Here is a 12,431-nt window from a genome sequence, read left to right as displayed (position 1 = left end):
CTTTATTTCGCTTGGAGTCGTCCTATAGAATTACTGGTAACTCTCAATTTCACCTTTTACCACCTACTTCCGTCCCGTTCAGTAAACTTTCGCCTCAAAATTCACCTTCTTACCTTCCCCTTCAAAGCTGTTGATAAATGTAAGCTTTGCATTTTCTCCTTCAAATGTGATCCTGATGATTTCAGTGTGGGGACTTTCGATATACCTGAGCTGAAGTTCGATAGTATTCACATCTATCCAAGCATAACTTCCTGCGATTTTGAATGGAGCCAAGCCTACCTGTTGGTTCTGAGCAAAAGTAAAAAGATTTGGTCCTACCCTATCGGTTTCATCCTTGATCCATCTTCCCGATCCAAAAATCAACCTGTAAGTATTAGGCCCTTGAACATAATTCAAAAGACAGACTCCTTCCTGAAAATTCAGAGAAAAATTGCTGATTTTTTCCACATTAGAGGTGATGGTATAATTTTTCCCATTCAATCTTTTTTCCATTTCAGGATTGCTTTCGCTTTGCAAAGGAGGCAATGAAAGCTTCTCCAATCTTTCTTTTAAAGTTGAATCTTGATCAGAAGTAGTATCAAATGCAGGCAGGAGATTTTCCCAGACCAAGTCAAGTAAACCTTGCAGGTCGTTGGTCTCTGAGGTAAGGATAATGACCGCATCTTTTTCAGGCAAAATCAAAATATATTGTCCAAAAGCACCGTCAGCACGGTAGGAATTGTGCCGGCTTCTCCACATCTGATAGGCATATCCTTGAATCCAATCATTAGAAGCCATTTTTTCTGGGGAAGAATTGGGTTCTTGCAAGATTTTCAAAGTACTGGCTTCATCGATCCAAGACTCCGGCAATACCTGCTTTCCGTTCCATTTCCCTTTTTGTAGGAACAATTGACCGAATTTGGCCATGTCCTCGGTTTTGACACGGATACCCCAGCCTCCTGTTTGGATACCTTGTAAATCCGTCTCCCAGTCCAAGTCTGAAATGCCCAAAGGTTTCAATAACCTTGGTTCCAAATAGTCCAAGAGCGTTTGTCCGGTAACCTTTTGGATGATAGCAGACATCATGTAGCTCGCCGAAGTATTGTACAGGAATTTGGTTCCCGGTTCATTGGCAATCGGCATTTTCAGAAAAGCTTCCACCCAATTTTCGGTAGTAAAAACTTCTTGATTAAAGCTTTTGTCATGGCCCACACTCATAGTGAGTAAATCCTTGATTTCTAATTTGGCAAGGTTTGGACTGATTGTTTTGGGCAAAGATTCAGGAAAAAATGAAATGACTTTATCTGTTACTTTGAGTTTGTTTTCAACTACTGCGAAGCCAATAGCTGTGGCAGTAAAACTCTTGCTGACCGAATACATGGTATGCTTAAGTTCTGGCTTGTATGGATCCCACCATCCCTCTGCAATTACCTTTCCATGTCTCAGCATCATTAAGCTGTGGACTTCATGGTTACTTTTCTCTACAGCTTCGATAAAATTCAAAATCCCTCCGGAGGAAACTTGTTGGGCTTTTGGAGTACTTCTGGGAAGAGAACTTTGGGCAATTGCTGGAAGGTAAATCAGAAAAAGTATAAGGAAGAACGTGGTTATTTTCATTGTCAAGTTTGAGCGGTTTTTAATGGATTTTGAAGTATTGGAGATAAAAATACGCATATTTTCTTCAATGGGAATGAATAAGGTAATCAAACCATATCTCATCCACAATTTGATTTTGATTATTAGTTTAAATTTATATTTCCTTACTTTCCTTTTTCTAATTCTCTTTCAATTTCTTCCATATCACCTTTTAAAGCTTGACCGATGATGTCATTCCACCGGGATTGAACCTCCTTATCCAAGCCGTGTCTTGTCCTTGCATCATAGATTTCCTGCAGCTTGTTCATTTCTCTGTAAGAGTCAAAAAAAGCCTCATTCACTTCAGCTTCATAATTTTCAGGAGTAACTTCGAGGTTTTTCAACTTGTTGACCAACCTGTTGCCAACCACTCGGGTGATGTCAAAATGCTTTTGTTCGTGGTTCAATGAATAATCATTTTTCCCTTGGGTTTTTACCCAAGAAGATTCGGGTAACATATAAACTTTAACTTCTACAGGAAGTACCAAAACTCCATCCTCCATGAAGGGCGAACCTTCCATAGCCAAACTTGTAAAAATAGTAGCGTTGTATCCTGAGTTCCGATTGGGACTTTCCCTGAAGTCACTCCAAGTAAGTCTACGACCGGGATGATAAAAAACTGTATCCCTGTCACTTCTGTTCATTTTTTCCACTATTTCCAACCGGACAGTTTTTGCAAGTTTTCTATTGTGTGTAGCATGTTCATTTATCCAATCATTGATAAACACAATTGAATTTGAAATCCCCCTGCTTAAGATCTGATTTACTAAATCAGTTCGATGAATGGACCTTTGGTAAGTAATCCCAGCTTCATAATCCACCAAATGGACAGGTTCAAATGATGTTTTCAGGAAATATCCAAATTTGACTTTCAACTCCCCTGATGCAACCTTACTGCTTTGCAGTTTCTCATTAATGGTAAATTCCAGAACTTTCAATTGGATGGTTCTATCATTATCAGTTTTTTGGATTGAGTTTTTGTAAAAAATGCTGATTCCTCCTGCCAATCCATTTTTAATGATTGCTTTATTGGGTTGATTTTGAGCGATATATATTTTCCCAATTGAAGCCGATTCATCCTGATCGTAAATGACATTAGACAAATTGAAACTTGAATTTTCCAATATGATCTTGTTGGTAGAGTTTAAATCAAAAATTTTCTCTTGGGCAATTGAATACCGGCATAAGGTAAAAAGTAAAAAAGCTAAGGCTGAGAATTTTCTAGACATAACAACTTAACGCAAAGCTAAAAACAACAGTTCTGATTTAGAAAAGTCCAATCACCACCTCACAAAATGAAGAAGTCAGCCAAGGATATTCTTGGATGACTTCCACAATTTCTTGTTATTTAACTATCTAAACACCAATCACTTCTTTTCAAAAATCAATCTTGCATGGCCCATAATCTCCCTTTCGAAACAAACCCTATTCGGTCTGACCCTGAGAATTGCAAGTTGATGCCTGAATTCCTTGTCTGTGATCAGTTTCGGAACCAGGGATGCAAACCAGAGGTATTTCTTCAAATTGAATTTATAAAACAGCTTGGTCCATTCTCGGTTGGTTTTGATATAATCGAGCCTGCCGTCACTATAATAGGTATTTTTTAAAAACGGTTCAGCAGTTCTGATAATATGCTCATGCCCATATGCAATCCAAGAATCAGGATTATGCTTGAGAAGTAAAGCAAAAATATAGCTGTCGGAATCCTTGGGTGCATTGATATCGATTTTGTCAAAAGGAATCATGTTTTTTTCAAAAACCATGCTTTGCATGTAAAACTTACCTCCGGGATTGAGCAGGTTGGCTACATGTCTGAAATAATCTTCATACACTTCATCCTGTTTTCCATTTAGATAGTCTTTAACAGAAGCCACATGCTCAAAACTCCCAAAGGCAGTAACTGCATCGAAAGTCCCGAAATCCTCAGGCTTTACAAATCTTGCATCCTTGATAAAGGCTTTTAAGCCATTTTCCCGACAGGCCTTTACCTGACCGTCTGAGAGATTTACCCCAGTTCCTTCTGCACCGACGACATCACGCAAGTACTTCAGCCATCCGCCCCATCCGCATCCCAAGTCTAAGACTTTACTTCCCTTTTTAATTCCCAGCTCCTTGGTGACAAATTCGTACTTCTTAAGTTGTGCTTGTTCTAAGCTCATTGTATAATCCCCATTGTACATTGCATTGCTGAAATGGGCATTTTCCCCAAGACTTGTCCTTATGAATTTGTCTATGTTGGTATAGGTAAAATCCATTTCCTTTTTCTTATCCCACTCTTGACCTTCGCGCTCGGCGACACTTGATCCGATCCATTTTTTCTTTAAAATTTCCGGAGATACCTCTTTTGTTTCCATGTTGCTATAATTTTGGTGAAGAATCATTTGAAAAATAAAGTATTGGGAATCAATACTTTCCTTAATTTAAGGATAAAAAAATCACTCTGCAAAAAGCAGAAATTTAAAATAGTTTGGTTAAAGAAAGTAATCCGGGATTTCAGCAAAAAATCAGGTAATATCCAGATTATAAAATGAGGTTGCGTTGCCTCCAAAAAATTTCTGCTGCTCGGTTAAAGACAGCTTTGAAAAGTATTCCCTAACAATTTTAAGAGTATTTTGATATGAAGAAGATAAAGTACAAACTGGCCAATCTGATCCATACATCAGTCTTTCTATCCCAAAAGCGTCTAAAACTATATCCAGATAAGGTTTGAAGTTTGCTTCTTTCCAATTATTCCAATCCGACTCTGTCACCATGCCTGAAACCTTACAGTATACATTTTCAAGTGCCGCAATTTTTTTTATCTGCTTACTCCAGTTTGCAATTTCTTGTTTTTTGATTTTGGGTTTGGCGAGATGATCAATCACAAAAAGTTGATTGGGGAAAGATTTGGCTAAAGTAAAAGCATTTGGAAGGTGATCGGGATATATCAAAATATCATATGTAAAACCATATTGATTCAATTTGCTAATTCCATCAATGAAAGAAGGGTGAAGCATAAAATCAATATCAGGTTCATCTTGTAGAATATGCCTGAACCCCTTGATTTTTTGGAACTGACTATAATGACCCAAACGATCAATAATGTTATTTGACTGCAAGTCAACCCATCCGACAATACCTTTGATGAAATTATTTTGATGAGCAAGAGAGAGAAGAAATGAGTTTTCAGTTTCCGTTTGGCTAGCCTGAACAGCAATGCAACCATCAAATCCCGTTTCCTCCAAAATTGGTTTAAGATCGCAGGGTAGAAAATCTCTTTGGATTGATTTCATTGAATCATCCATCCAAGAATGAACCATTGGATCATATTTCCAAAAATGTTGGTGGCTGTCTATTCGCATTATGATTGTTAAAGCAGAATTATTACGGTCGTATAATTACTTCAAAATCCTCGGTTAAACAATGGTGGACATATTTTTATATAAAAAGCAAAAAGTTTGAATAGGCAAACTTTCAAAAAAAACAAAAAAAGAAGCCGAAGAAAATCTCCGGCTTCTATGCATTACAAATAAACCCTACTTTCCAAATTCAAAAACATGTTGGCCTCCTATAGCCAAAACTCTTCCTGTACCGATGGATGTTGATTCCCAATCCAATCCTAACCTCAAAGAAGTATCTGTCAGGTTTTGAATGGAAATTTCCAATCCGTCATTTCGTTTCATTTCTGTTGCCTGATCATTGTTGAATAACCATGTGCCGCTTGCAGGCCAAATAACCTTCCCGTTTGTCGAACTATAAGCGGTATTGGTGAAAGTCAGTGTCAAATTTTGGTAAACACTGGTCTGGTCTACTCCATCCACTGTTACTTTTGTAAGTTTCCAGGTCGTTGCTGTTAGTTTTTCCCTAGCAACATCCTGAGCGGAAGGTTGAGGGGTGGGATCATCTCCACAACCCGAAAGTGACAAGGCAATCAAAAACATCATGGATAAAACCATGTTGCTTATCTTTTTTTGAAAATATTGTTTCTTCATTTTTTCTTTGATTAGGTTGAAATTTGAGACTTTGTTTTCACCCAATCAAAGCCATCAATGGGCGATGATTGGGCAAAAACAGCTTGTCACTTATTTTTTGATGACTCTTAAAGGATAACTCTTATTTCCTTGCTGGATCCAAAGGACATAAATACCCGGTGAAAGATTCTGAACATTGGCTGAATAGATTTCATCATACAATTCAAATTCTATCGGGTTTGATCTTCCTGCCATATCGATCATTTCTGCACTTCGGATAGGACCATTAATTCCTTTTAGGTAGATATAATTTTCTGCAGGATTAGGATATACGGTCATTTCTTGGATTTTACCGATTTCTGCGCTATTGATGATCAAAGAAACCTCATCTGAAATTGTGCTTAGACAATCATCCACTTTAACCTGTACGGAATAATTTCCAAATGTGGTTACTACCAAAGTTTGACTAACAGCACCTGTGATTGCATTTCCATTCAAGAACCACTGATTGCCTGCAGCTGCACTTGAAGTTAATGTGACAGATTCAGTATTGGTACCTGAAACACTTATGGTCGGCTTAGCAGGATTGATACAGAAGCTTTGAGAAACAGGCTCTGCTGGTAAAAATTCATTGTTACCAGCTTGAGAAGCAGTGATAGTAGCCCTACCTGCTTTTGTCATAGTTGCCATGTTTCCATCCATAGTAATTTTGTCATCAGAGCTAGAATATGTTATTTCTAAGCCGGATGTGGATGATGCATTCATTGCAACAGGGGCATCACCTAGAGTTTTGGATGCAATTGCAGGAAATGTAATAACCTGAGATTTTAATTCCACTGCTGCACCAAAAGCCATGTCATCGAAGTAATATGTTTTTTCACCAGCCACAGCACCTGTAGTTCCAAAGTTGAAGAAGATAGAAGCTTTGTTGTAGTTGAATGCGAGGTTGATGGCTGCGGTTTCCGGTACCTGAGCGCCAAAGTCAAAAGTCAAAGTTTCCCATGCAGCCGCGACAGTGGTAGTCGCTTCAGTCTCTACTGATTTGGTAGGATCAAGATGGTCTTCCACTTTGAGGCGGACTTTAATGCCTGCATCCGGTGACCAAACCCTGACGGTCATTTTCTTATCAGCTTCTGTAAAAGGAATTTTTGTGCTGAATCCTGTCTGAACTCCGCCTGTGACGGCTGTGACAGTGGTACCTGCCCAAAGTTCCGCACCAGCAGATTTAATAACCTTGGCTACTTTGTTGCTGGCCAAAGTCGGATCTTCTACTATAGAAGAAGCTTCTGCTCCTCCAAAACCAACCAAGCCATAGTTGACATCAGTTTCGTCGAAGGTAACTGGAAGGTTCATTTGATTGGGATCTCCGCCGCCTGTTCCTTCTCCTGAAGTCAATTCGATGTCGTCAATGAGGTATGTGAAGTTGGCAGATCCGTCACCCATTGTACCAAGGTCGAAAATCAATACTACCTTTTGGTAAGTGTTTGCTGTATTGATATCCGAATAATCAAAGGTGATTTCTTCCCATTCGTTTGCTTTGGTTCCTGTCGCCTCTTTTTCAAAAGCAATCCCCGCATTGGTCTGATTTTCTACTTTAAGGAGAAGCTTTGCTCCCACTCTTGGCATAAATACTTTTGCTTTGAAGATTTTTCCTACAGAAAAATCAATCGGAGAAGCCAAAGGAATGACTGAACCTGCATAAACCTGACCGTTTCCTTTTACCATCTGGGCTACATGGGTGCTGGTATTGATACCTGATTTCTGGCTGTTAGCGATTCTGGTCAATTCACCACCTTCGAAGTTTATAAAATCATAATTGAGTTCTTCTGATTCGAAATCCAAAGGAACAGTTGGCAGTGGATTGTCTCCTCCACCACCTGAGCCTCCAGTGACAAAAGCCATGTCATCGAAGTAATATGTTTTTTCACCAGCCACAGCACCTGTAGTTCCAAAGTTGAAGAAGATAGAAGCTTTGTTGTAGTTGAATGCGAGGTTGATGGCTGCGGTTTCCGGTACCTGAGCGCCAAAGTCAAAAGTCAAAGTTTCCCATGCAGCTGCGACAGTGGTAGTCGCTTCAGTCTCTACTGATTTGGTAGGATCAAGATGGTCTTCCACTTTGAGGCGGACTTTAATGCCTGCATCCGGTGACCAAACCCTGACGGTCATTTTCTTATCAGCTTCTGTAAAAGGAATTTTTGTGCTGAATCCTGTCTGAACTCCGCCTGTGACGGCTGTGACCGTTGTACCTGCCCAAAGTTCCGCACCTGCAGATTTGATAACCTTGGCTACTTTGTTGCTGGCCAAAGTCGGATCTTCTACTATAGAAGAAGCTTCTGCTCCTCCAAAACCAACCAAGCCATAGTTGACATCGGTTTCGTCGAAGGTTACGGGAAGATTCATCTGATTGGGATCTCCGCCGCCTGTTCCTTCTCCTGAGGTCAATTCGATGTCGTCAATGAGGTATGTGAAGTTGGCAGATCCGTCACCCATTGTACCAAGGTCGAAAATCAATACTACCTTTTGGTAAGTGTTTGCTGTATTGATATCCGAATAATCAAAGGTGATTTCTTCCCATTCGTTTGCTTTGGTTCCTGTCGCCTCTTTTTCAAAAGCAATCCCCGCATTGGTCTGATTTTCTACTTTAAGGAGAAGCTTTGCTCCCACTCTTGGCATAAATACTTTTGCTTTGAAGATTTTTCCTACAGAAAAATCAATCGGAGAAGCCAAAGGAATAACTGAACCTGCATAAACCTGACCGTTTCCTTTTACCATCTGGGCTACATGGTTGCTGGTATTGATACCTGATTTCTGGCTGTTAGCGATTCTGGTCAGTTCACCACCTTCGAAGTTTATAAAGTCATAATTGAGTTCTTCTGATTCGAAATCCAAAGGAACAGTAGGCAATGGATTGTCTCCACCTCCACCTGAGCCTCCAGTGACAAAAGCCATGTCATCAAAGTAATAAGTTTTTTCACCAGCTACAGCACCTGTAGTTCCAAAGTTGAAGAAGATGGAAGCTTTGTTGTAGTTGAATGCGAGGTTGATTGCAGCTGTTTCCGGTACCTGAGCACCAAAGTCAAAAGTCAAAGTTTCCCATGCCGCTGCAACAGTGGTAGTCGCTTCTGTCTCTACGCTTTTGGTAGGATCAAGATGGTCTTCCACCTTGAGGCGGACTTTGATGCCTGCATCCGGTGACCAAACCCTGACAGTCATTTTCTTATCAGCTTCTGTAAATGGAATTTTTGTGCTGAATCCTGTCTGAACCCCACCGGTGACGGCTGTGACAGTGGTACCTGCCCAGAGTTCTGCACCTGCTGATTTGATCACTTTCGCAACTTTGTTGGTAGCCAAAGTCGGATCTTCCACGATGGAGGATGCTTCAGCACCTCCAAAACCCACCAAACCATAGTTGACATTAGTTTCGTCGAAGGTTACGGGAAGGTTCATTTGTGTCTGTCCAATTGCTTGGAAAAAAACAACAAATGAAATAAACATGATAATTGTAAAATTTTTCATAGGCACTTATTTCTTTTTGGGAAAATTGTTATGAATTGATTTATAGCATTTTGATAAAAATAAAATTACCTATTGCACTTCACATGAATAGGATTTGATGCTACATCATAACTACATCAGGTATTAAAAAAAAATACATCATATATACATCTGGAAAGCTAAAAAAAGGAAAAAAGAGTTTCAGAACGCTAAGAATGAACAAAAAGTATAATGGAACGAATTTCACATCATTCATCCTTTTTTAAAAAATCAATAACGTACTTTTTATTTTTGCCAAGTTAGAACCAGTCAAGTAATCTGAATTTATTTTGACGAATTTCTCAATTCAAGGATTTTTTCTGTGTAGTCATATTGGAGGTCTTCGTGCAAACCTGAAACGAGCTTCTCTATTTTACCAACTTGTACTTTATAAAGATTGTCGATAACTGGATGTCGGAAATCCAAAAAACCATAGTGTCTCAACTTCTCACAAAAATATATAATCAACTCTACAAGCGTTTCTTTGTCCTTGGTAAGTTTTAATCTTTTGTTTAGCTTTCTACGGATGCTTTGCGCCGACTTTTTTGCAAAGTGATAATTCCGCGTATTGGATTTCTGAAATTCTAAATCAATTTCTTCTTGGACAAATTCTACAAACAACCTGGGATTTTCCCTTTCAAAAAGTTTGAAATATAAAAAGGCCTTGTTGTCCGTACTGAACTTGGCTAAATCCAACAACAGGACGGACAATTCTTTTATGTCAAAGAAGGTTAATTCTTTTTTAATTTCTGCAAGGCTGCCGATTTTCATTCTGATTTAACCGTTTATTCAGCTAGTTGCTCCAATCAAGGAGCCTTAAAAAGCTTAACATCTACAGCACTTAATCCTTTGGGAGACTTTTCAGTTTCAAAAGTAACTTTATCATTTTCCTGAATGGGATCAATGCACTTATTGATGTGAACAAAAATGCTTTCTTGGGATACTTCATCTTTTATGAATCCATAACCCTTTGAGCCATTGAAAAATGTTACTTTTCCTTTTCGTAAGTTCTCACCTGGAAGTGGTTCTGCATGCTTAGAAACACCGATTTCAATGGTGTCAGCATCAAATACTCTTTTTTTGGATGGATCGGGAGGAGTAGAAGTAATGTTTCCAAACTCATCCACGTAAGCAATCATATTTTCGAAATCCGTTACTTTGGCAGTGTTGGACTTTCTATCATCTTTTTTTTGCTGCTTCTCCTGTTTTTTTTTCTGTCTTAATTTTTCTTTTTCCTTCTTGTCGAAAGTATCTCTTGATTTTGCCATATGTTACAAAAATCCGGGAATTTTTGTGTATTTCCTATTTTATGAAAAAAGTATTTTAACAAATATTAACTCCTTCTAAGCCACAGGCTATTAAATGATTAAAATCTTACTTTACATAACTTATTTTTTGCTACAAACAATATATGACCTCCACTCTTCAAAAATATTCAAAAGGAAGATATATACCCGACAGTTTTATTTAAGGTATAGGTTCTAAAAAAGAAAATTTTATCAAATTTGATCTCTCTACGATTGTCAGCCTAATTTCAAATGAAAGACCTGCAACAGATTTTACTAGCTTATCAAAAATGTAAGGACCGTAACCAAAAAGCAGCTTTGGCAACAGTCGTAAAAGTCGATGGATCTGCCTACAGAAGGCCTGGGGCAAGAATGCTTGTCACAGAAGATGGTGAATTGACAGGAGCAATCAGTGGCGGTTGCCTTGAAGGTGATGCACTCCGAAAGGCCCAAACGGTCATTTTTCAACAAAAGTCAATGCTTGTGACCTATGATACCACAGACGAGGATGACCAAAAGTTCGGAGTAGGTTTGGGTTGTAACGGGATCATACAGGTTCTGATTGAACCCCTTGAATTTGAAGATGAATCCAATCCTGCCGAATTGTTGAAAGTTGCACTGAGTGACAGGCTCCCAAGTATTTTGATAACTGCTTTTTCTTTGAAAAATGCCCGCGGAGAGCAAATAGGCACCCGAGTGCTATCTAAAGGAGGAAACACATTCGGTAAAATCGAAACTTTAGATTCCGGATTGTCGGAGAAAATTCACCTTGAAATCCATACCAACACTGAAAACCGTGTTAGCACCATAAAACAATATCCCGACCCGGAAGAAATTTGGGTGTTTTATGAAGCTATCAACCCTCCTATCCGGATTTTATTGTTTGGGGCAGGAAATGACACCATTCCTGTTACCAAATTGGCTTTTTTGATGGGATGGGAATTGACTTTGATTGACGGAAGAAAAAACCATGCGACAACGGAAAGATTTCCCTCAGCTTCAAAGATTATCATCGAGCCGGCAGACAGGGCTGTTTCGGGTTTAAATCCTGACAAAAATACGGTTGCCTTACTGATGACCCATAATTTTGAATATGAGGCTGTGGTACTGAAGGACCTGATACCTTATGCACTTCCCTACATCGGGATTTTGGGGCCAAAAAAGAAAACCGACAAATTAATAGCAAGGTTGGAATCAGAAGGAACCAAAGTCCCCACCGAAAACATCTATGCACCAATAGGTTTGGATATCGGGGCTGAAGGATCTGAAGAAATTGCATTATCAGCCTTGGCTGAGATCAAAGCCGTTTTGGCAAAGAAAAATCCGGATTTTCTTAAAAACAAACTTGGCCCCATCCATGGAGAAAGATGAAAAAGGAAATTAGAACCGGTGTCATCATCCTAGCCGCCGGTAGTTCTTCCCGATTGGGACAACCGAAACAATTGCTTGAATTCAAGGGAAAAACTCTCCTTGAAATTGCGGTCGAAGCTGCACAAAATTCACTAGCCCAATCCTGCGTATTGGTCTTGGGTGCAAATGCGGATTTAATTGTTGAAAAAATCCGCCATGCCAAAGTAGATCGAGTCGTCAATGAAAATTGGGAAAAAGGGATGGCCTCTTCTATGCAAAAAGGACTGAAGTATCTAATGGAAAATTCAGACCCTGATCAGGTAATTTTGATGCTATCAGACCAACCTTTTGTAAATAAAAAAATTCTTAACTTACTGATTAAAAATAAAATAAATACGAATAGTGAAATTATTGCTTGCAGATATAAGGAGACGTTTGGTGTTCCGGTATTGTTCAGCAAAAAGTATTTTCCTGAACTACTTTCCCTAATCGGAAATGAAGGTGCCAAAAAATTGGTAATGGCGCACCAAAATGATTTATACGCTATTGATTTTCCAAAAGGAGAAATTGACATCGACACTAGGGAAGATTACCTCAAACTGAGACTGTTCAATTAACTGTGTCAATGTTTAATTTATTAAATTTTGACTATGAAAGAAAACGGAGATGAATTTGATTTCAAGGCATTTGCCAGACA

General features: G+C 39.0%; 10 protein-coding genes. 2 read left to right on the top strand and 8 right to left on the bottom strand.

The window, feature by feature from the left end; translation table 11 throughout:
• Positions 1-78: 78 nt before the first annotated feature.
• From NK987_RS00050 to NK987_RS00015, 8 genes are all read right to left on the bottom strand, one after another.
• The gene (locus NK987_RS00050; protein ID WP_259262200.1) at positions 79-1,596 is read right to left on the bottom strand and encodes a serine hydrolase domain-containing protein; all 1,518 of its coding nucleotides are present in this window, start codon (positions 1,594-1,596) and stop codon (positions 79-81) included.
• A gap of 143 nt (positions 1,597-1,739) precedes the next feature.
• A complete protein-coding gene (locus NK987_RS00045; RefSeq protein WP_259262199.1) occupies positions 1,740-2,738 on the bottom strand; it encodes a DUF922 domain-containing protein in 999 nt (332 codons plus the stop codon).
• Between the two features lie 243 nt (positions 2,739-2,981).
• A complete protein-coding gene (locus NK987_RS00040; protein WP_259262198.1) occupies positions 2,982-3,968 on the bottom strand; it encodes an SAM-dependent methyltransferase in 987 nt (328 codons plus the stop codon).
• Between the two features lie 150 nt (positions 3,969-4,118).
• Positions 4,119-4,955 carry an amidohydrolase family protein gene (locus NK987_RS00035; RefSeq protein WP_259262197.1) on the bottom strand — a complete coding sequence of 279 codons (837 nt, stop codon included), beginning with the start codon at positions 4,953-4,955 and terminating at the stop codon, positions 4,119-4,121.
• A 174-nt stretch (positions 4,956-5,129) separates the two neighbouring features.
• Positions 5,130-5,585, bottom strand: coding sequence for a hypothetical protein (locus tag NK987_RS00030; RefSeq protein ID WP_258424453.1), 456 nt, complete (start codon positions 5,583-5,585; stop codon positions 5,130-5,132).
• Positions 5,586-5,675: 90 nt separating this feature from the next.
• The gene (locus NK987_RS00025) at positions 5,676-9,080 is read right to left on the bottom strand and encodes a T9SS type A sorting domain-containing protein (RefSeq protein ID WP_259262196.1); all 3,405 of its coding nucleotides are present in this window, start codon (positions 9,078-9,080) and stop codon (positions 5,676-5,678) included.
• A gap of 303 nt (positions 9,081-9,383) precedes the next feature.
• Entirely contained in the window at positions 9,384-9,869 is a 486-nt protein-coding gene (locus NK987_RS00020) for a hypothetical protein (protein WP_259262195.1), read from the bottom strand.
• A 35-nt stretch (positions 9,870-9,904) separates the two neighbouring features.
• Entirely contained in the window at positions 9,905-10,366 is a 462-nt protein-coding gene (locus NK987_RS00015) for a cold-shock protein (protein WP_259262194.1), read from the bottom strand.
• A gap of 270 nt (positions 10,367-10,636) precedes the next feature.
• Here NK987_RS00015 and NK987_RS00010 point away from each other — a divergent pair, with 270 nt between their 5' ends.
• Both NK987_RS00010 and NK987_RS00005 read left to right on the top strand, forming a co-directional pair.
• The gene (locus tag NK987_RS00010; RefSeq protein ID WP_259262193.1) at positions 10,637-11,755 is read left to right on the top strand and encodes an XdhC family protein; all 1,119 of its coding nucleotides are present in this window, start codon (positions 10,637-10,639) and stop codon (positions 11,753-11,755) included.
• The gene (locus NK987_RS00005; protein WP_259262192.1) at positions 11,752-12,351 is read left to right on the top strand and encodes a nucleotidyltransferase family protein; all 600 of its coding nucleotides are present in this window, start codon (positions 11,752-11,754) and stop codon (positions 12,349-12,351) included. Before NK987_RS00010 ends, NK987_RS00005 begins: the two co-directional genes overlap by 4 nt.
• Positions 12,352-12,431: the final 80 nt, after the last annotated feature.

The sequence above is a fragment of the Aquiflexum gelatinilyticum genome (assembly GCF_024813435.1).
Taxonomy (GTDB): Bacteria; Bacteroidota; Bacteroidia; order Cytophagales; family Cyclobacteriaceae; genus Cognataquiflexum; species Cognataquiflexum gelatinilyticum.
The sequence above is the reverse complement of the archived record's forward strand: the minus strand, read 5'-3'. Positions and strand labels throughout refer to the sequence as shown.